Genomic DNA, 20,430 nt, shown 5'->3' on the forward strand with positions numbered 1-20,430 from the left:
AGACGCCGTCCATGTGCGTGCTCTGCTGGGGCCGGCCGAGGGCATTCCACATCTCGTCGCGGACGCTGCCAATGAGGCCATCCGCGTCGTGATCAATGCCGGCCACGGTGGCCCACGCGAGGGACTCGGCCTTCTTCGCAGCCTCGTGGAGCGCCTTCGCGTTGTCGAGTGCCGTGACACCCGCCTGCAGCCGGGCGACAGCCGTCTCGGCGACCTCGCCCCCGCGCCCAATGGCGGTCTCGTATGCAGAATGGACGTCCTCGTCGATGCGCTCGATGGCCGCCGTCGCGGCGATGACTTCTCCCATGGGAAATGCCCCCTTTATGTGTGTAAAGGCGTATGGGCGGCCACCATGCTACAAAGGTGAGGGAGATGTCAAGGGAGAAAGGGGCGGAAGCGGAGGCGAGAGCGGGGGGCGAGAGCGGGAGCGGGCGCCCCGGGACGGGGCGCCACCGCGTTCTTTTTCCAGCGTGTTGCCGCTACCGGGGCAATCGCTCGAGGAGCCAGGTGCCGAGCTCTTCGGTCATCAGCGTGTGCCTCTCGTTCTGGCTGGCGCACATCCAATCGTCGAGGGCAAACTTGTCGGGGTCCAGGATGGTGATGTCGGCCGACAGGTCCGTCCACGGATCGGTGCCCACCGCGAGGGCGCTGCCGGTCGGGACGAAGCTGGTCGAGGGATACGGGCACTTGACCGCGCCGGGAATCGCGGCGTTCAGGGCCTTGAACGCGAGCTCGAACGATTCGAGCGTTCCGCCGTGCGCCCCGTCGGCTTCGGGAAGCCCGCTCGTGCGCTGCTCCAGGTTGTCGAGCCCGGGGCCGCCCCGGAACACCACCTTGTTATCGCCCGCGGCCTGGGAGAAGAGCGCGAAGCCGTCGAGTATGCCGCCGGCGACGCCGTGCACCGCTTCCTTGCCGGCCGGGACTCCGCTATTCCCCTTGCCAGCGCCGTTCGCGAGAGCGAGCAGACGCGGGCGCCGGGGCCAATCGCCGACCCTCTTCAACTCCTCGAGGAACTTGGTGCGCTCCGGGTCCTCGCGCGGGGTGTCCCCGAGCTCGGCGATGTGGCGCCACAAAAGCTGCCGCGAAGCCGGGCTATTGACCTGCGCGGAGAGCGGGGGCGCGAGCTCGCGCAGCGCGTGCGCCAGCGCCTGCAAGCCGATCGGCATCCAGGCGCCGTGGTGCGGGCTGTCGTAGGAGACGTAAACCGCCGTCTGGTGGTCCATGCCGTCATTCTCCATCCTGGCCAGGGTGTAGCGCGTGATAAGGCCTCCCATGCTGAAGCCGCCGACGGTCAGAGGGGCGGAGCCGAGCCGTTCGGCGATCGCCCGCTCGATGCAGCGGTGAGCGACGGCGGCGTTGTGCAGGATGGAGGCCGTGCAGTCGTCGTAGCCGAGGATCACCAGGTCGTAGCCGCGGCGGCGCAGCTCGGTGGCGAACGCGTACTGGCCGTTCTCCAGCTCGTTCCAGAACCCGTTGAGGTCGGTCGGGCCCTGGTGAAAGCCGTCCGAGAGGATGACGGGTCGGGTCAGGCCAAACTTGGGGTTCGCGTAATACACGTAGGCATTGCCGCCGAGCCGGTTGGCGCCCGGGATCTCCCAGACCGCGTCCGGCTTGGGGGCCGCGGGCACATCCTTCTTGACGCGCCCCATCAGATCCCAGCTCTCGATGGTGTTGTTGATCATGGTGTGTCTCCTCCCGGCGACTTCGTCGCCTCTCTTGTCGTTACCCCGACCGCGTCACGGGTAAGCCGTATGCCCCCTCCGAGCTCGACCGAGAACGCGAGGATATGTTTTGGGAACGGAGACGTCTGTAGGACCTTGGTCCTATACGGGGATCACGGGCACGGGTAGGAGCGGAGGCGGGGGCGGCAAGAGAAATCTGATTGTGTACCGCTCCCGCGGCTCCCGCCGGATCCCGCCGCGCCGGTCACCGTCATGGGACGCTCGGTTCCCGGGCGCAGCGTGAGCCCCCTGGTTCGGTTTCCCTTGTCGCCCGGCCGAACAACGTGGGATTCGATACTTCATGCGAGCATTGAGGAGACGCCGCTGGGCAATGCTGGGCGTGCTGGGGTTGGGCTTCGGTGGGGCATGGATGATGGGTGCGTGCGGGGCGCCTCTTGATCCGGGGCCTGTCGATTCGTGCCCTGCTCCCCCCGACACCTCGACCGACACGTCGACCGAATGTGCGGAGCCGATGCCCGAGCCGTGCATGCTTTACCGCATCCCGCTCGTGGGAAACCCGAAGGAGGACGTCGCGCTGCGCAGCAAGTACATCGCTGCGTTCGGCAGCGCTTGTTACATGTCCGAGGCCGGCACGTTCGACTGCTTCTACGAGGCGTGGGAGGACGCGTGTGTCGACGCCGTGAAGATCGGCGAGGTGTCGGGGAATGCGCCGTACGACAAGGGCTACACGTGCCAGCCCGTCGCCGGCACGGAGGACTACTCGCTCCAGGTCGGCTCGGATCCCGCCAACAAGATTCCGATCAAGTACGAGGACGCGCCGCTCCAGACGTCGCTCATCGAGATCAAGACCGTCCCGACGGAGGTGAACGGTCCGTACCGGAACTTGGTCGAGGTGACGACCATCAAGCCGGAGAAAGACTTCTACTGCTCCAGCGGCCAGGTCGGCGACGACGGCAAGCCCCTCAGCCAGAGGAAGTGGATCCTCCAGGTCAACCGCAAGGCGCACGGCGGCGAGATTCACTCCGATCTCGCGGGCTTCACGTGGCCTTGTGTGGATGAGAAGTGCAAGCCAACGATCTGCACCGAGAAGCTCGTCCTCAAAGAGCCGTCAGACCCCCGCGTCTATGACCCGGACGAAGCGCAGGTGCACCACGTGGTGCCCAGGAAGGACCTGCGCGGTTGCCCGTGGGGCACGAACGCGTACAAGAACGCGGCCGTCATCTCGGCGAGGCTCAACCAACATCTCTTCAACAAGGTCCCGCCGGAAAAAGAGGTGGCGCAGATCAACAACGTTCCGCCGTACACGCCGTGACGCGGCCGGCGGACCCAGGCGGCGAGCCCGTTGACGCTGAGACCGACAGGGTCTAGGCGAAACACCATGAACGAACGGGTCACCGCCCGCTTCGGACGCCTGGTCTTCGACCGAGACGCCATCGTCCGCGCCGCGCTGCGCGCTTACCTGGAAGGCTGCCTCGAGGGGATCTCGCGCTTCGGCTTCCCGTCCATCGACGGTGTGGGTTGGACGGGCGATCTCCAGCGGGGCACCCTCCGCCACGACGACGGAGAAGGAAACTACGAGGTCGTGGCGTGGACCGAGGCGGGCGTCGTCGGGCTCGCGTGCGAGAGCGGGTGGGGGCCGATCCAGCAGCTCCGCCTCTCGGTCGACGCGGTGACCGGCGGCCCGGACGACGTGCGCGGGGCCGTGCCAGGGCTCCCCGCCGAGCTCGAGCCCGCGTTCGTGATGGCCGTCGGCAGGCTCGACGTGGGGCCGGAGCATGGGGAGAGGTGGGCGGGCGTGGGCTTCTGGCTTTACGGCGATCGCGTGGGAGGCTTGCTCTTCGACAAGCCGAAGGCCTGCGGCGCCCGCCGGCTGGCCGCGTGGGGCTTGCTCCACAACGGGCGGCTCTTGCCGCTGTCTTGTGAGTCGTATCGTCCACGCCCCGGGGCGATCGTGACGGCGTTCGTCGACCCGAAAGCCGCCCCCGCCCACGCGATCATGGACGCGGTGACCGACCGCGCCCTGAAGGGCCCCACGGAGTTCACGCCCGCCGAGCTTGAGACGCTCCTTCTCCCGACGCCCAAACCGAAGCAATTGCTCGCCGTCCAGCGCGGGCTTCAGAAGGTCGGCATCACCTGGCCCGGCTCGCCCGAGATCCCCGAGGTGCCGACATAACGGGCCAACCCTTTTTTGCGGTGACTCGTCTCCCCATTTCCAAACGCTCCCGGGCGAGGCGCAGGCGACCGTGAACGGTCTTCGTCTTCAGCCCGAGCGATTCGGCGATCTCCTGGATCGAACGCCCCTCCAGGTACGGAATCATCACGGCTCGAACGCGCGCCCCCACCTTCTCGAGGAATCGCTTGAGCCGGAACACGCCGTACGTCGCCTGCAGGAGGGTCTCCGGCGAGGTTGCATCTTCCTGCTCGGGAACATCCTCAGCCAATCCTGCGAAGACCTCCCGTTCGTGACGGGCCAGCTTTCGATGATTCCGCGCATGGTTGAGCCCGATCACCACGAGCCACGGACGCGCCTGCTCCGGCGTCACCAGACGCGAAAGGTTGCGCCAGGCCGCGATGAAGACGTCTTGCACGATGTCATCCACGTCGCGGGGATGAATGAACTGACCAAGAAGGAGGCGGCGCAGGAAATCGCGGTGTTCGAGGTACAGGCGGCCGAGCAAGGCGTGCGACGCGGAAAAGTTTGCCGGCGGAGAATGCAGGTGTAGCGTTGTCATAGCTCGTGAACTCCAGTAGCGTTGGGTTTGCGGGTCAGACGCCGGTCGGTGGTGAACGCGCCGGCTGGCGTCGCTTGCTTTTGTCTCACGAATCCGGGGAAAACTCAACCGCTAAAAGTGAGATTGGTTCGTCGGCGGAGAAGGCACGATCCGCCGGGAATGGTGCGAGGGGGGTTGGAATGGGGGCCGTGATCCTGCTGCCTTGGCTGGCAAGGTCGTCGCTGGTCTTGACTCGGCCTGTTCGATGAACTGCGCATCGCGCAGTTCATCGACCCCGGGTCCAGCGCTTGCGCTGGTCCGGGTCCAGGGGCGGACAGCCCCTGGTGGGGCCTGGGGCAACGCCCCAGCGCGGCGCCTCCCAGATGAGAGACCCACGCCGGGGGTGAGCTGGGACTCTTTGAGAACGGCGACCGACGGGGGTAACATCGCCGCATGCCCACCCGCATCGAGCTCCAGACCGAGGACGGCGCTGCGCCTGCGTTCGTGTTCGGCGCGGAGAACGCGCCCCGCGTGCTGTTCCTGATCGACGGCATCGGCATGCGCCCGGCGATGCATGCGCTCGCCGAACGCCTGTCGTCCGAGGGCTTCTACGTGCTGATGCCTGACCTGTTCCACCGCCTCGGCGCGTACACCGCGCCTGATCCGCGCGTGCTGTTCAGCGATCCCGAGGTCCGCGCGGCGTGGTTTGCCCGCCTCAAGGGCACCACCGCCGACACGCTGCTGCGCGACATCGGCGCGTACCTCGAACACCTCGGCTCGGGCCAGGTCGGCGTCACCGGCTACTGCATGGGGGGGCGGCTCGCGCTGTCGGCTGCGGCGAGCTACCCTGATCGCGTAACCGCCGCTGCTGCGTACCACCCGGGCGGCCTCGTCACCGACGCAGCCGACAGCCCGCACCTCGCGTACGACCGCATCAAGGCCGAGGTCTACATCGGCGCGGCCACCGATGACCCGAGCTTCACCGACGCGCAGCGAACGACCGTCGCTGACGTGCTCGCCCGCGCCCATGTCCGCCACACGATCGAGGTCTACCCGGCACGGCATGGCTGGGTCCCCGCGGACACGCCTGTCCATGATGAGGCGTGCGCTGCGCGCCATTGGGAGACGCTCGTCGCGCTGTTCCGTCGGGCGCTCAGCAAGTGACCCTATTCGCCCCCTGGAGGTAAGGCCCTTGGCAGCTCTCGACCCCAAGCTGAACGCGGAGTGGATCGAAAAACTCGAGAAACCCTCCGCTGACATGGCCCTTCGCGAGGCCTATTTCGCCGCGCTCGAAGCCGCCGGAGACGTTCGCGCAGACCTCGTGCGGCTCGAAGCCAGGGTCTCCGCGCTCGAGCTCGGGGCGCTCGGGCGGGCTGCATTGAAGACCCGTCGAAACGCGCTCCGCCAGACGATCGGCCTGGCTTGGTGCGACCGCTTTGGCTTCGGGTCCCGGCCCGGAGTCGACCGGCCGCTACCTTGGCCCGAGGACACTGCGACCCGCTGGCTCTCGCTCTACGAATACATCGAAGAGTGCCGGGGGGTCTGGCTGCCCGAGCGCGAAAAGCCGCCGTTCGCGACCCATGGCTCCAGCGTGACCGCCTGGGAGCGTCTGATCGGGGCTGTCCGGGACTCTCCCGAGGACTATGCAGCGCTCTTCCGCGACGCCATCTCGCTCAAGCCCGTCCCGGGCTCTCCGACGCTCTATTCGCTGCTGGTCCAGGGCGAGGCTGACTTTCACTGGGCGGTGGCCCAAGAGCAGCGGCGCGACGAGGATCCTCCCGTGCATGGGCTCATTCTGGACTACGAGAAAAACGAGTTCGTCCCCGTGCGTCCGGGTGGGTTCGGTCCCTATGGTTGTTTTGCTCGGGTGACCGATTTCGTTCGAGGGATGCTCGAGTCCTACGACCAGTTGATCCGGAGCGACCGCTTCATCCTCAAGGGATCGAGAGCGCCCGCAAAGGCCTACCTGGGCTTCAGCGAACCGCTCGGGCGCAGGCCCACCTCCATCGAGCTCGGGACGGCCCGCCATCGTGCCCTCGGCGAAATCCTCGACGTGCTCTCGGACCTCATGGGGATCGAGCCGTCCGAAATCAAAGCCACCCAGACGCTCGGCTCGCTCTCCCTCGACGCAGACGACTGGGCGGACCTTCGGGCCATCCTGGAAGACGGCTGGGTCGTGACCCTCGACGCCGCGGTGCCGTTCGAGGAGCTGACGATCGATGCGCTCACCAAGGCCATGACGCCCGCTGCCAAGGACGAAAGAGGCCCCAACAGCCGCAAGTGACTACAAATACTTCGGGTCCGGCACCGTCGTCGCCGGAGGTGCCGTCTTCACGGGCGGCGGGGCGCTCGTTTTTGGCTCCGCCGTAGGCTTTCGCAAGGGAGGCGGCGCCACCGTCGCGGAAGGCGCGACCGTTGTTGTCGCCGCCGGCGGCGCGTCTTTCGTCGGCGGAAGCGCCGTTCCCACCGGCGAGACCTGCGGCACGCCCGACGGAATCGCCGGCGCGGCCGGTTCGGCGACCGGAACCACCGCCGATGGCGCATTCGGCCCCCCGGTTGATTGCAACACGACGATCGCCGCGGTCACCCCGGCGACGACCACCGCCGCGGCCCCAAGGAAGAGATTCCGCCGCTTTCCGCGGGATCGCGGCTTGCCAACGCCTTCGAGCTCGATCGCTACCGCCGCCAGCGTCGGATCCTCGCGCGGAGGCCCGTACGGCGCAATCGACGCGGCGAACTCGCGCACGTCGGTGAAACGGTCCTCGGGGTTCTTCTCGAGCGCCCGCATCACGGCGTCCGCGAGCGGGCGCGGGATCTCGGGACAACGTTTGCCGATCGGGATAGGTTTTTCCGTGAGAATGGCGGCGAGGATGCCCGTCGCGCTCTCGTGGTGAAACGGAAGCTCGCCCGAGAGCAATTCGTAGAGCACCACGCCGAGCGACCAGATGTCGGCGCGCGCGTCGACGTTTTTCACGGACCGCACCTGCTCGGGCGACATGTAGAGCGGCGTGCCGAATGCGGACGCCGTCGTGGTCATCGACGCATTGACGTCGCCCGTGAGCTTCGAGATGCCGAAATCGAGAACTTTTATCGTGCGGTGGCCGCCGGTCTCGCAGAGGAAAAGGTTCGCCGGTTTGAGATCGCGGTGGACGATGCCCATCCGGTGCGCCTCGGCCATCGCCGCGCACGCCTGGAGAATGTATCCGACGGCCTCGCGGTAGGGGATCTTCGTGCGCTCGTCGAGCTCGTCGCCGAGCTCCCGCCCGCGGAGCAGCTCCATCACCATGAAGGGGCTGCCGTCCGGGAGCGCGTCGACGTCGAGGATACGCGCGACGTGCGGGCCCGAAAGCCGCGCGACCGCCCGCGCCTCGCGCTCGAAGCGCGCCGTGATCTCGCCCATCGAACGAATCTCGGGCAGGAGCAGCTTCAGCGCGACGCGCTGGCCGAGCCGCTGATGCTCGGCTTCGAGGACGATACCCATGCCGCCGCGGCCGAGCGCACGGACGACCGTGTACTTGTCCGCGATGACGGCCCCAGGCGAGGGTAAACTTTCGGCATCACTCCCGGACACGACAAACGAGAGTACTCCCGGCCGGCCGCGGATGGCCAGAGGGATCTCGGGTCACGGCGGGGCCACGCGCAGGAGGAAGCCATCCAACCCACCCTCGGATTTCAGCTTTTCCGCGCCGACGTCGAGCTCACCCAAAAACCAGCCCGCGACGAGCGCGAAGCCGTGCGCCGGGGCCGCGACGCCCGTGGCGAACGCTTTGTCCGAGCTCGAAAAGACCTTGCTCCAGCGGGGTTTGCCGTCGCGCTCGAGGATCGCGACGAACGCGTGGTCCGTGCCGGGCGCCGTGGCGGGCGCGCTCGCGCCGAACGCCGAGCCCAGGCTGATCTCGCCGCTGACCACGATGGATTCGTCCGCGGCGATCGCCACGTTCTCGCCTGTCCCGTCCCCGTCGCCGCCGAAGAGGTTTGCCCACGCGAGCTTCCCGCCCGTGTCGAAAGCCCCGACGAGCCCCGTCGAATCGGAGGCATCGAACACCTGATCGCCGATCCGGGTGCTCGCCGTGCCCCTGCCGGCAAACACGACGCGATCGCCGCGCACCGCGAGATCATGCAGTCGATCGACGGCGGCGCCGCTGACGAGCTGCATCCAGCGCACTTCGCCGTCCGCGTCGAAGCTCGTCACGAACGCGTCGGAGCCGGTGGCTTTGATGGGCATCGCCGGCATGGGCAGGCCAAAATCCACCGTGCCCTCGAAATAACCGGCCACGTACACATTCCCGGCCGCGTCCACCGCGGCGGCCGTGCCGCTGTCGTGGCCCAGCCCGCCAATCGACTTCGCCCAGCGGACCGATCCGGACGGCGTGAGGCTCAGCACGAAGAGATCGGATTCACCGACGGCCGTGAGCGTCTTGCTCCCGATGGCCGCGGATCCGTTGAATTGGCCGACCACATAGATGTTTCCGTCCGCGCCCACGGCGATGGCGCCCGGAACGTCCGTGAGCGCGCCTCCGAATGGGACGGACCATTCGAGTTTGCCCCAGCTCGTGAGCTTGAGGATGGCCACGTCGTGCCCGCCGGCGCTGACGAGCGGGCCGCCGCCGAAATCGACGGTCTGCTGGAACTGGGCGAGGACGTACATCGCGCCCTTTGCGTCGATCGCGGCCCGCGTCACGTCTTCGTCGAGTGCTCCGCCGAACGAGGTCGACCAGCGGTGCTGGCCTTCCTGGGAGTACGAGGCGATGAAGACGTCGTTTCCCCCTTTGGACGTCAAATCTTTGTCGCCGAGGTTGAGTGTGCCGTCGAAATGGCCGGTGAGGACGAGCGTGCCGTCGTCGCCCTGGGCGAGGTGGCGCGCCATCTGAAAGCCGGGCCCGCCGAGCTTCTTTTGCCAGGCGGGCGGAACGCTGGCCCCGGGGCCACATTCGTCGTCGTTTTCGCAGTCGATGGGATCCACCGTGGCGCTCTGGCACGTGCCGTCGACGCAGGTTTGGGCCTCGGGGCAAAGCACGCCGGCGCACGCCTGGCTCAGGCGCACGGGGACCCGGAACGAATTGTGCGGCACGAATCGCATGGCCCGACGCGCGATGATGCAGCCGGGTCCGTACGCGGGCGCGACGCAGGCCGTTTCGACGGGCGCGCCGAGGCTGCCGACGACCTTGAAAGCAAATGGCGCTTCCCGCTCGCTCTCGGGCGGCAGGAGCACGATGGATCCGATCTCGCCATTGTTTTGACAGAGCGATGTGGTCGTACCGTACGGACGGGTCTCGATCTCGCCGAGCAGCCCGGCGGTGATGCCCGTGCTGTCGAGGTCACCACAGGAGCTATTCGTCGAGATTTCCACGAAAGCCTCGGTCGGATCGAGGCAGCCGAGAGGAGCCGCGCAGACGAGAGCGGTGAGCCCCGCGCGGAGGAGCCGCGAATGGTTGACCATAGATGTTCACGATATCCCAGATCGTTATCGTGATGGTACAAATAGCGACGGGGAGCGTATCATCGGAGGATGATGTCTCCTTATCGTGTAAGACTCCGAGGATTGACCTTCCCCATCGTCGCCGTGCTCGCGCTGCTCGTCACAGAAAGGCCGGCTCGCGGCGCGGATCCCTGCGGCTTTCCCGAAGAATGCGCGTCGGGCTTTTGCGTCGGCGGCGTCTGCTGCGATACGGCGTGCACCGGTCTCTGCGAAGCATGCACCGCCGCGGCCAAAGGCAGCGGCGAGGACGGGTTTTGCGGACCGGCAAAAGAAGGAACGGTTTGCAAGAAGGCGTACTGCGACGACGCGCTTGCTTTCGTGTCCGCATCACTCTGCGACGCCGCGGGTAGCTGCGTGGACCCGACGACGCCCCCGGAATCGTGCATCCACGACGATCCCTGCAAAATCGATCTGTGCGGGGACAACGGTTGTGAGGTGGTGGTCAAGTTCGACGGGACCGAATGTGGTGCCGGAATGACGTGCCAGGACGGCATGTGCGCAGGCGGTGGCGCGTCGAGCAGCAGCAGCAGCAGCACGAGCGGAAGCGGAGGCGCAGGCGGTAGCGGTGGCGGTAGCGGTGGCGCTGGCGGAAGCGGTGGCGGCAGCGGCGGCGCAGGCGGCAGCGGCGGCGTCGGAGGTGATCCTTATCCGCCGATTCGGGATACCGGCTGCGGCTGTCGCCTCACGGAAACCTCTCCCCTCGGAGGCGCCGCCGCGCTCGTGATGGCCGCGCTCGCGCTCCTCGGACGAACCCGCAAGCTCAGAACTGGAACAACGTCGCGCCCCCGCCCCCGCTCGCCTCGGTCGTGAGCTGCCCCGGCGCGATCGTCCCCGCATGCGGCGCGCGCTCCGTGAACGCCGCGACCGTGACCGCGGCGCCCGCCGCAGCGACCGCGCCGAGCCCCGTCCAGAACCACCAGCGCGTCACGACCGACTTCGCCTCGAGCGCCGCCGTCACCGCCTTGTAGCCGCCGGCCGGGACCACGGCCGAGGTCTCGTACACCCGAAAATCCGGGTGGCGCACGGTGATCTTGTGCGTGCCCTTGGGCACGTTGAGCTCGACGGGCGCGACGCCGATCGGCTTGCCGTCGACGAGCACCTCGGCGGACGGCGCAGACGCGCGCACCGTGAGCACGCCCGTGGTCGCGCGGGAGAACAGCTCGAACCGCACGGTCTCCGCAGCGCCGCCTTCGAGCGTGACCGTCTTCTTCGCGCCGAAATAACCCTCCGCGTCGACCTCGATCTCGGCGGGCCCCGCGACGAGCTTCAGCGGCGCGGCGAGCGGCGATTTGCCGACGACCACGTTTCGCACGACGATCCGCGCGCCTTCGACGTTCGTGACGATGTCGAGCGTGGCGACGCGCTGCCGCAGCTCGGCGATGAGCGTGGGCAGCCGCGGCACGCGCGCCTTGAGGTCGAGCGGTGCCGCGGCGTCGAAGGCCATGAGCTTGTCGAGCGCCTCGGGAAAACGGTTCAACGCTTCGAGCGCACGGCCCATGTTGTAGAGCAGCGCCGGGTTCTTCGTGATCGCGTACGCCTCGCCGTACGCGGCGAGCGCGTCCTCGTACCGGAGCAGCTCCATGGCCTGATCGCCGGCCTTCTTGCGCTCGGCGGCGCGCGCTTGCGGGTCGTCCGCGGGCGCGGCCTGCGGGTCGGCGCGCAGCATCGACGGCGAGAACGAGAACGCGGTGGAGAGCGCGACGACGAGCGTGGTTCGTAGAGCTCTTTGGCGAGGTGAACGCACGGGACGATCCTCCGCGCTTCTGGCGCTCCTCGCAGAATACGCGCGTGGCGCAGGGTGGGAAGAGGCTCCCCTTACCGACGAAGCGTTTCGAGCTGCGAAACGATCACCTCGACGAACCGTGCCGCCGCACCCTCGCTCCAGCGGAAATACAGGCTCGGCTCGGTCAGCTCGAGCTCGATGAGCTGGAGCGCGCCGCCTTCGCCTCGCACGAGATCGACCCGGGCGTAGAGGAGCGGCTTGCCCACGGCCGCGAACGCGGCGCGGGCGACGTGAAGTGCCTCGGCTTCGATCGGCGCGGACGAGATGCGGCTCTGAAACTCCGGCTGCGAACGAAAATCGCCCGCGCACGGCACCTTCCGCACCGCATGGCTCGGCTCGCCGCCGAAAAATACGACGGAAAGCTCGCCCTCCGACTCGATCGAACGCAGGTACGGCTGCACCATCACCTCACCCGACACGACGAGCGACGCGGCATGCGCCTCCGCCTCGTCGGGGTTTTTCCGCGCGTCGATCCGCTTCGCGCCCACCGAGCCCGCCGAGACCGCCGGCTTGATCACGACCTCGGACCAACCACGCGCCTCGATGCGCCGCGCGAGCCCCTCGGCGCGCTCGCCATGCGCGAGCCAGAGCGTCGGGACCACGGGCACGCCGGCCGCTTCGAGCGAGCGCAAGTAGGACTTGTGCGTGTTCTCGCGGATGACGTCGGCCCCGTTCCAGAGCGGTACACGCGCGGCCGTCCGCTCGGCCCACGCGACGAACGCATCCCTGCGGCCGGGCCCGTCCCAGTAGTCCCAAGGATTGCGGAGCAGCGCGAGATCGGCCTCGTCCCAGGGCGCGTTCGGGTCGTCCCAGACGAGGCAACGATGAGCAATCCCTCGCGCTTCGAGGGCCTCGCGGAAGAGCGCGTCGTCGACGTCGAGCTCGGGCAGACGGGCGCACGTCGCGATGGCCAGGCGGGTTTTCGGCATGTCGCTTTCTTGCCTCAAACTCGCATGCGAAGCGAGCGATGCGAGCGCGCCGCCCCCTCTGATGTCAAACCTCCGCCCCCCATGCTGGACGCCGCGCACATCACGCCCGCCGCGCACGGTCCCTCGTTGCGGAGCCTCCTCAATCTCGCGTGGCCGATCATCATCTCACGCTCGGCGCAGGTCGTGGTCAGCGTGTCCGATGCCGCCATGGTCTCGCACCTCGGTCAGGACAGCCTCGCCGCCACGACCACGGGCGGGCTCAACTTGATGGCCTTCTTCATCCTGCCGATGGGTGTGGTCTTCATCGTGTCGAGCTTCGCGTCGCAGCTCTATGGCCGCGGCGATCATGCCGGGGCACGCCGGTACGGGTTTTATGGCCTCGCCGTGGCTGCGATGGCGCAGGTCCTCTACTTCGCGGGCATCCTCGTCATGCCACGCGCCGTCGCGGCGATCGGCTACACGCCCGCCGTTGCGACGCTCATGCAGCAATGGCTCACCGTCCGCCTCTGCACGGGCGGCGCGGCGATCGGGCTCGAGGCGCTCGGCAACTATTACGGCGGGCTTGGCAACCCGCGCCTGCCCATGGCCACGCAGGTCCTCTGCATGGTGCTCAACGTCGTGCTGAACTGGGTGTTCATCTCGGGGCACCTCGGCGCGCCCGCGCTCGGCGTGGTCGGCTCGGCGCTGGGGAGCGCACTCGCGACGTTGACCGCTTTCCTCGTGCTCCTCGGGTGTTTCCTTGCCGGCTTCGGCGAGCACCCGAGCGCCCGCCAAGGCAAGGCGAAGCTCCGTCTCTCGGAGCTCGGTCGCATGCTGCGGTTCGGCATCCCGTCGGGGCTCAACTGGTTCGTCGAGTTCGGCGCGTTCTCCTTGTTCATCAACCTCGTGATCAACGGGCTCGGCACGACCACGCTCGCCTCGTTCATGGCCTCGATGGAGGTGAACCAGGTCGCGGCCATGCCCGCGTTCGGCCTGACGAGCGCGGGGGCGATCCTCGTGGGGCAAGCGATCGGCGCGAAGGATCTCGATCAAGTGCCGAAGACGGTGAAGCTCACGGCCCTCGTGGCGTGCGGCTGGATGGGCTTCGTGGGCCTCGTCTACCTCGTGTTCGCGCGGTACTGCATGCTCCCCTTCGCGCCGCCCGGGGCGGAGCGCGAGGCCTTCCTCGACATCACGGCGCGTATCCTCACGCTCTCGATCACGTGGCAGATCTTCGACGCGACGGTGATGACGCTGGCCGAGTCGCTGCGCGCCGCGGGAGACACGGCCTTCACCGCCTGGGTCCGCGGGATCGTGGCGTGGTGCGTCTTCGTGCCGGGCTCGTTCATTTCCGTACGGGTGCTCGGCGGCGGCATCGGGTGGGTCGTCTTTTGGCTGACGGGGTACATCGCGCTCATGGCCGTCATCCTGCTCTTGCGCTTCCGGAGCGGCGTATGGCGCAGGCTCGATCTCACCGGCTCGGAGCTACCGCCCGTCTGAAGGGTCGTGCACGTATGAAAGGGGCCGTGGGCGCGCGTCGCAGATCCGCAACGCGCGCACCGCCCCGGGCCCTTGGATCTCGCGTCCTCCGTGCCGTGCACGATTTTCGCTTGTCCATTCCGCATGAGCTCCGAGGTTCGCTCCCCGCTGGACGAGCATCCCCTCGCCGCGTTTCGCGCGGCGCTGCTCGGGCGTCGTGACGTCCTGGTCGCACGTGAGATGGAGCGACTGCGGCGCATCCTGCCCTGGCTCGCGCAAGCCCCCGAGGAGTTCCTCGTCGCGCCCGTCACCGAGGACGTGCTCGCGTACGCAAACGCGCTCGCGGCCCCCGATTTCTCCGACCTCGAGACGCGCGCGCGGGGGTGGTGCGAGAGTCAGGTGACGCTCGGCGGAGGCGTGCACCTCGTGCTCCAGCTCGTCGAGGGGTGCCGGCAGGACTACCTCGACGTCGCGATGGACGCGGTCGTCGCGGGCGTGCCCGAGGCCCGGGCCGGCGTGCATCGGCTCATGGAAGCGTTCACCGCGGTGCTCACGGCGGTCGACGCGTTTTTCCACGGCCCGGACGCGCGCGAGGCGGCCGACGCCACGTTGTTCCGTCACTTCGTGGATGCCTCGCCCGACCCGGTCGTGCTCGCGGGCGGCGAGGGGACGATGCTCCTCTACGCGAACACGGCCTTCCAGGAAACGTTCGGCAGCGAAGGAATCCCGGGTCGCATGATGTCGACGCTCGTCCCGGACGAGCAACGAAGCGCGCTCGCAGCGCTCGCGAACACGGCCCTTCGCGAAGGCCGCGCGCGCGGCGAGCTCCATCTGTTTCGTGCGAACGGCGAGCTCTTCGAAGCGGACATCCTCTCGTTCATCGCGCCGGGCCGCAGCGATCGGATGCCCGCGCGCTTCTGGCTCTTGCGCGACAAGGGCCCGCTCATCGCGGCGGAGCAGGCGCGCGGAAAGCTCCAGGAGGAGATCATCGCCTCGCAAGCGGCAGCGATCCGCGCGCTCTCGACGCCGCTCCTGCCGATCGCCGAGGGCGTGATCCTGATGCCGCTCGTGGGCGCGCTGAACGAGCAGCGCACCGAGCAGATGCTCGAGACCTTGCTTCAAGGCATCTCGCGGCGGGGCGCGCGCGTGGCGATCCTCGACATCACGGGCGTGAACGACGTCGACTCGCACGTGGCGCACGGCATCCTGCGCGCGGCCCGCGCGGCGTCGCTCCTCGGCGCGCGTGTGTTCCTGACGGGCATCCGCGGGCCCGTCGCGCAGACGCTCCTCGCGCTCGACGCGAACTTCGGCTGCCTCGTCTCGTGCAGCACGCTGCAGGACGGGGTCGCTCGCGCGCTTCGCGGAACCCACGCCGAGGGGTATGCTCCCCGGCGATGGACCGGCTGATCCTCGCATCCACGTCCCGCTTCCGCCGCGCGCTGCTCGACCGCCTCGGCCTCCCCTACGAAGCCCGCGCGCCTCATTTCGACGAGATCCCGCCCGAGGGACTTTCGCCCCGGGACGTCGCCCGCGCGTTCGCCGAGGGCAAGGCGAAGAGCCTCGAAGCGGCGCCGGGGACGTGGGTCATCGGCGCCGATCAGGTGCCCGAATACGACGGTCACATCCTGCGAAAAACCGAGAGCCAGGACGACTGCCGGGCCCAGCTCGCCGAGCTCTCCGGACGCACGCACATGCTGCACACGGCCGTCGTGCTCTGGTCGCCGTCCGAGGGCCGAATGCTCGGCGAGACGGTCACGGTGGAGCTCACGATGCGGCCGCTTTCGCCGGCGCTCATCGATCGATACGTCACGCTCGACGATCCGGTGGGCAGCGCGGGCGGGTATCTCTTCGAGAAGCGTGGCATCGGCCTCTTCGAATCCGTGCGCGGCGGGGACGAGTCGGCCATCGTGGGCTTGCCCTTGCTCTCGCTTTGCCGCCTCCTGCGCGAAGCCGGGATCGAGCCGCTCGATCTCGCGAGGTGACGAGAATGGCCTCCATGGATCACGCGGAGATTCTGCGCAAAGGCGTCGAGGATTTCCGTCGATTCGTCAATCCGCTCGTCGCCGCGCGGGTCGCCATGACGGGCGAGCCGTATCGTATTGCCGGGACGCGCGACGGAAAACTCGTCGACGAGGGCGGACGGCTCATCGAGGATCTGCATGGCACGCAATCGCTCGGGCACCGTGTCGCGGCCGTGGCCGATGCCGTGCGGGATTGGCTCGCGACCGACGCGCCGTCCTGGTATCCGTCGCGGGTCAATCCTTACGCGGGGCGGCTCGGGCGCGCGCTTTTCGAGCGGACGGGCTACGACAACGCGTTTTTCGGGATGTCCGGCAGCGACGCGGTCGAGGCGTCGATGAAGCTCGCGCGCGCCGCGACGGGGCGCCCGCGCGTGCTCTCGCTGCTCGGCGCGTATCACGGCACCACGATGGGGAGCTGCGCGCTCATGAACCCCGGCATGTTCCGTGATCCCTTCGCGCCCCACCTTCCCGGCGTCTCGCCCGTCCCGCCCGAGGACGTGGACGCGCTCGCGCGCGCGCTCGAACCGGAGGACGTGGCCGCGATCATCGTGGAGCCGATCCAGCTCGAAGGCGGCGTGTTCCCTTTGTCGGACCGATACATAACGTCTCTCTGCGAGCTCACCACGAAGCACGGCACGCTGCTCGTGGCGGACGAGGTGCAGACCGGTCTCGGCCGGCTCGGTCGTTTCCTCGGCACCACGACCTGGCCACGCCGCCCGGACGTGATCGTGCTGGCGAAGGCGCTCGGGGGCGGCCTCTTGCCGTGCTCGGCCATGCTCACGCGCAAGGACACGTTTTTGCGCGCCTATGGCAAGGACATGGCCACGGCGGAGGCGCACAACGTGACGTTCGGCGGCAATGCGATGTCCTGCGTCGCGGCGCTCGCGATGCTCGACCTGCTCTCGCCCGAGGTCTTCGCCGTGGCCAAGGCGCGCGGCGACCATTTTCAAGCGGGGCTCAGGCGCGCACTCGCGGGCTCGCCGCTCGTCGTGGAGGTGCGCGGCGCGGGGCTCATCGCGGGCGTCGAGCTCAGCGCGACGGACCACCCGTGGCTCTCGTTCGAGCATTTCGGCATGGACGAGCTCGACGGGCATTCGCCGATTGGCCTACTCGTCTGCCATCGCATGTACAAGCGGGGCTATTATTGCTTCGTGTGCGGCCACCGTTGGAATACGCTCCGACTCCAGCCGCGGCTCGATATCGAGGAAAACGAGCTCGACGCGTTCGTGACGGCGCTGCGGGAGGAAATCGATACGATCGCGGAGCTCGTGTAACGGAAAAGGCAGCCAAAACGGAACCGGCGGCTCCGGCGCCCTCTTTGCATTCCCCCGCCGTGGGGAAGCCCATGCGCACGCCGCCCACGCCAAGCCTTCCGCGATCGCACGGATTCCGCATTTTGACCGGCGTGCTCTTGGCACTCGCCGCTTGCACGAACCGCGGCTATGCAGATCACGGCACGGACGTCACGCCGCCACGGCTCGCCGCGCCCTCCCCTGCCCCCGAGCTTCTGCGCTTCGACATCATGGCTGGATCCATCACCAATCACTTCTATCGCCGCGGCCCGATCGCGGCGCACCTCCTCACGACCTCCGGCCCCGTCCCCCGCCTCCTCGTCGCTTTTCCCGCGGGGAACGCCGGCATCGTCCTCGGATTCGCGCCCCTCGTGCAGCCTGCTGCATTCGAGCTCGCGCCTCTCACCACGCTCGACGGCGTCGAAGAGCCCGATGGCATGCGCGGCGTCACGGCGCACCTCGTCGCCCGTGCGCCCGCCTTGCGCATCCACCACGCCATGCTGGCCGGCATTCGATTCCTGCGAGACGAGATGGCCGGAGGCCTCGGTCCTGGGGCGCCCTCGCTCGCGCACGAGGTCGATCCCGGACCGCCTTTCGCCCTGCGCCGCACCATGCTGGACGGCCGACGTATCGAGCTCCGCATCGAGCCCCGAGAGGGCTCCACCGTCACACGCGAAAACGACGATATCGTCCTTCATGCGGGCCCCGAAGGCGAGGTTCACTTCCTCGCCACGGCCCTCCAGGACGAGGCGCCGCTCGCGCCGTTTCCCGTCGAGGATCTCCTCAATGTGCATGCGGCAAGCGACGCGCAGGCACGCCGGGCCCTCTCCTTCCTATCTTTTCAAGAAAAGCTCCTCGCCGGCTCCTGGCGCTTCCTGACCTATTTCGGACGCGACACCCTGCTCGCATTGCACATGCTCCTGCCCGCCCTCGAGCCCCCTGCGATCGAAGCGGGGCTCGGCTCGGTGCTCGATCGGCTCGCCCCGGACGGCGACGTCGCGCACGAGGAGGCCATCGGCGAGTATGCGGTGTGGCTCAATGCCATGGCGACCCCGCGGCCCGCGGATCTGCGCGCGCCCGTCCTCGATTACAAGATGGTCGACGACGATTTTCTCCTCGCCCCCATGGCCGCGGCCTATCTGCTCGACATGCCCGCGGGGAGCACGCGTGCCCGAGGATTCCTCGCCTGCAAGACGCCTTCGGGCATGCTTTATCGCGACGTGCTCCGGCAAAACCTCGCGCTGGTCCTCGCCCGCGCGGCCCCCTTCGCGAAACACCCAGGCCCCGAAACGCTGGTCTCGCTGAAACCAGGCCTTCCCGTGGGCAACTGGCGCGATTCGAATCAGGGGCTCGGCGGTGGGCACATCCCATTCGACGTCAACGTGGCCCTCGTCCCGGCCGCCCTGCGCGCCGCCGCGCGCCTCTTCGCGAGCGATCTCCTCGGCCCGGATCCGGCTGCGGCCAGCGAGGCACGCGCCCTCTCCGATGCATGGAAGGGGGTCGAGCGCTTTTTCAGGGTGGAGATCCCCGCGGAGGCGGCGCGCGCGCGCGTGAGCGAATACGCGGCCGCGGTCGGTCTCGACGGCGCTCTTGCGGTCGCATCGATCGACGTCCCGATCCGCTTCTTTGCCCTCGCGCTCGACGCCGCGGGCAAACCGATCCCGGTGATGCATTCGGACACGGCATTCGTCCTGCTCTTCGACGAGCCCTCGCCCGAGCTTCTCACGCTCGTGGCCCACGACCTCCTGCGCCCGTTCCCGGCCGGGCTTCGCACGGACGTCGGCATGCTGGTCGCGAATCCTGCGTATGCAGGCGATCCTGCCCTCGCCGCGATGTTCACGCGCGCCGATTATCACGGGACCGTGGTCTGGTCGTGGCAACAAGCCGCCATGGCCGCGGGTCTGTCCCGGCAACTCTCGCGCAAGGACCTACCGGACGCCACGCGCGAAGCGCTCCTCCTGGCCGAACGCGCGTTGTGGGAGGGCATCGAGGCCACCCACGCGCGGCGCGCCGAAGAGCTGTGGAGCTGGGAGCCCCGGGGCGGCAAGGCGGTGCTCATCCCGTTTGGCCAGGCGCGCGGCCACGTGGATGAATCGAATGCGCTCCAGCTCTGGAGCACCGTCTACCTGGCGCTCCGGCCCCCGTCCAGAAGCGGCCCGCGATAGAGAATCGTGCTCATGAGGGGCTTGTACCCCATGACCTCGTTGAGGTGCCGGATCGGTTCGTTCCCGACGGCGTTCTCCGTCACCAGACGCCGGAAGCCAGCTCGCTTCGCGGCGGCCACCTGCGCCCGCTTGAGCGCGCTTGCAATGCCTCGTCCGCGCCATGCGCGCCGCACACCGGTGAGGCTGTGGAATGCGACGCCGCCTCGACCACGCTGGAGCACCGCATACCCCACCACCTCGGCGCCTTCCATTGCGATGAACGTGAGGTCGTGCGTATGGATGGGCCTGTCCATGTCCGTCGCGAGCCATTCCTCGAACGAACCCACCTCGTCGGCCTCGTCCACGGGGATATCGGGAATGGCTTCCTTCGCGACCTGGTACATGCCGGCCAAGACGTCGGGCCGCTCGGCCCGTGTCACGAGCGTGATGCCGGCCGGCGGCTTCACCTCCGGCATGGGCAACGCATCGAGCTCCAGCACGAGCTCGACCTCTCGCCCGATTTCCTCGTAGCCGCGCCGTTCGAGGTAAACGCGGGCGTCGTGCTGGCTCTCATGGGCCTCGATCTGGAGCTCACGCAATCCGAGCCGCCGCGCGTGCTCCGAGAACGCGCGATGCATGGCCGATCCGAGGCCCTGGCAGCGAAACGCGGGAATCACCCAAAGGCCCGCGATCCCGCACGGCTCCGCGCTCTCACCGCCGGCAGGTCGAACGAAGGCCGCGCCCACGGGGCGCCCATCGAGCCGGAGCACCCCATCCACGCGGCCCGGGTGAAGGCCGCGCAGATGACGCGCATCCTCGAACGAGGGAATCCCCCAGACATCCGCAGCGTCGACGACGTCGACCCAGTCCCGAAGGGCCTCGTCATCCTCGATGATCTCGAGTGTCGCCATGGGGGAGGAAAACGAAGGCG

At 68.3% G+C, this 20,430-nt stretch carries 18 protein-coding genes; 10 read left to right on the forward strand and 8 right to left on the reverse strand.

Annotated features, from left to right (window positions below; all coding sequences use genetic code 11):
• A partial coding sequence (locus KEG57_RS51640) for a hypothetical protein (RefSeq protein WP_272427511.1) occupies positions 1-307 on the reverse strand: 307 nt, incomplete at its 3' end.
• Between the two features lie 172 nt (positions 308-479).
• On the reverse strand, positions 480-1,649 hold the full coding sequence (locus tag KEG57_RS51645) for an esterase/lipase family protein (protein WP_272459971.1): 1,170 nt from the start codon (positions 1,647-1,649) through the stop codon (positions 480-482).
• Positions 1,650-2,193: 544 nt separating this feature from the next.
• On the opposite strand from KEG57_RS51645, the gene KEG57_RS51650 reads away from it, so the two are divergent.
• Positions 2,194-2,994 carry a hypothetical protein gene (locus tag KEG57_RS51650; protein WP_272427508.1) on the forward strand — a complete coding sequence of 267 codons (801 nt, stop codon included), beginning with the start codon at positions 2,194-2,196 and terminating at the stop codon, positions 2,992-2,994.
• A 66-nt stretch (positions 2,995-3,060) separates the two neighbouring features.
• On the forward strand, positions 3,061-3,855 hold the full coding sequence (locus KEG57_RS51655; protein ID WP_272427507.1) for a hypothetical protein: 795 nt from the start codon (positions 3,061-3,063) through the stop codon (positions 3,853-3,855).
• Here the strand turns inward: KEG57_RS51655 and KEG57_RS51660 are convergent.
• The gene (locus KEG57_RS51660; RefSeq protein ID WP_272427505.1) at positions 3,812-4,414 is read right to left on the reverse strand and encodes an RNA polymerase sigma factor; all 603 of its coding nucleotides are present in this window, start codon (positions 4,412-4,414) and stop codon (positions 3,812-3,814) included. The two genes, KEG57_RS51655 and KEG57_RS51660, sit on opposite strands and share 44 nt — an antisense overlap.
• Positions 4,415-4,846: 432 nt before the next feature.
• On the opposite strand from KEG57_RS51660, the gene KEG57_RS51665 reads away from it, so the two are divergent.
• Together KEG57_RS51665 and KEG57_RS51670 are read left to right on the forward strand one after the other, a co-directional pair.
• Positions 4,847-5,557 (forward strand): dienelactone hydrolase family protein, encoded by a 711-nt coding sequence (locus KEG57_RS51665; protein ID WP_272427504.1) that lies wholly within the window; start codon positions 4,847-4,849, stop codon positions 5,555-5,557.
• A gap of 28 nt (positions 5,558-5,585) precedes the next feature.
• Positions 5,586-6,677, forward strand: coding sequence for a hypothetical protein (locus KEG57_RS51670; RefSeq protein WP_272427503.1), 1,092 nt, complete (start codon positions 5,586-5,588; stop codon positions 6,675-6,677).
• On the opposite strand, the gene KEG57_RS51675 is transcribed toward KEG57_RS51670, so the two are convergent.
• Both KEG57_RS51675 and KEG57_RS51680 read right to left on the reverse strand, forming a co-directional pair.
• The gene (locus KEG57_RS51675) at positions 6,678-7,964 is read right to left on the reverse strand and encodes a serine/threonine-protein kinase (RefSeq protein WP_272427502.1); all 1,287 of its coding nucleotides are present in this window, start codon (positions 7,962-7,964) and stop codon (positions 6,678-6,680) included.
• Between the two features lie 51 nt (positions 7,965-8,015).
• Positions 8,016-9,833, reverse strand: coding sequence for an NHL repeat-containing protein (locus KEG57_RS51680; protein WP_272427501.1), 1,818 nt, complete (start codon positions 9,831-9,833; stop codon positions 8,016-8,018).
• Between the two features lie 102 nt (positions 9,834-9,935).
• Between KEG57_RS51680 and KEG57_RS51685 the strand changes: the two genes are divergently transcribed.
• A complete protein-coding gene (locus KEG57_RS51685) occupies positions 9,936-10,682 on the forward strand; it encodes an MYXO-CTERM sorting domain-containing protein (protein ID WP_272427500.1) in 747 nt (248 codons plus the stop codon).
• Here KEG57_RS51685 and KEG57_RS51690 read toward each other — a convergent pair.
• Entirely contained in the window at positions 10,633-11,616 is a 984-nt protein-coding gene (locus KEG57_RS51690; protein ID WP_272427499.1) for a PEGA domain-containing protein, read from the reverse strand. The genes KEG57_RS51685 and KEG57_RS51690 overlap by 50 nt on opposite strands.
• 71 nt (positions 11,617-11,687) lie before the next feature.
• Positions 11,688-12,584, reverse strand: coding sequence for an ATP-grasp domain-containing protein (locus tag KEG57_RS51695; RefSeq protein WP_272427498.1), 897 nt, complete (start codon positions 12,582-12,584; stop codon positions 11,688-11,690).
• Between the two features lie 81 nt (positions 12,585-12,665).
• Between KEG57_RS51695 and KEG57_RS51700 the strand changes: the two genes are divergently transcribed.
• From KEG57_RS51700 to KEG57_RS51720, 5 genes are all read left to right on the forward strand, one after another.
• Complete coding sequence (locus tag KEG57_RS51700; protein ID WP_272427497.1) at positions 12,666-14,063, forward strand: MATE family efflux transporter; 1,398 nt, start codon at positions 12,666-12,668, stop codon at positions 14,061-14,063.
• 123 nt (positions 14,064-14,186) lie between these two features.
• Positions 14,187-15,449: an STAS domain-containing protein gene (locus KEG57_RS51705; RefSeq protein ID WP_272427495.1), complete on the forward strand. Its 1,263-nt coding sequence runs from the start codon at positions 14,187-14,189 to the stop codon at positions 15,447-15,449.
• The gene (locus KEG57_RS51710) at positions 15,437-16,024 is read left to right on the forward strand and encodes a Maf family protein (RefSeq protein ID WP_272427494.1); all 588 of its coding nucleotides are present in this window, start codon (positions 15,437-15,439) and stop codon (positions 16,022-16,024) included. The genes KEG57_RS51705 and KEG57_RS51710 overlap by 13 nt, the downstream gene beginning before the upstream one ends.
• 14 nt (positions 16,025-16,038) lie before the next feature.
• Complete coding sequence (locus KEG57_RS51715; RefSeq protein WP_272427492.1) at positions 16,039-17,337, forward strand: aspartate aminotransferase family protein; 1,299 nt, start codon at positions 16,039-16,041, stop codon at positions 17,335-17,337.
• A 131-nt stretch (positions 17,338-17,468) separates the two neighbouring features.
• Positions 17,469-19,520: a glucosidase family protein gene (locus tag KEG57_RS51720; protein ID WP_272459972.1), complete on the forward strand. Its 2,052-nt coding sequence runs from the start codon at positions 17,469-17,471 to the stop codon at positions 19,518-19,520.
• Here KEG57_RS51720 and KEG57_RS51725 read toward each other — a convergent pair.
• Positions 19,478-20,410: a GNAT family N-acetyltransferase gene (locus tag KEG57_RS51725; protein ID WP_272427489.1), complete on the reverse strand. Its 933-nt coding sequence runs from the start codon at positions 20,408-20,410 to the stop codon at positions 19,478-19,480. The two genes, KEG57_RS51720 and KEG57_RS51725, sit on opposite strands and share 43 nt — an antisense overlap.
• Between the last annotated feature and the right edge of the window lie 20 nt (positions 20,411-20,430).

This window comes from Polyangium jinanense (assembly GCF_028435365.1).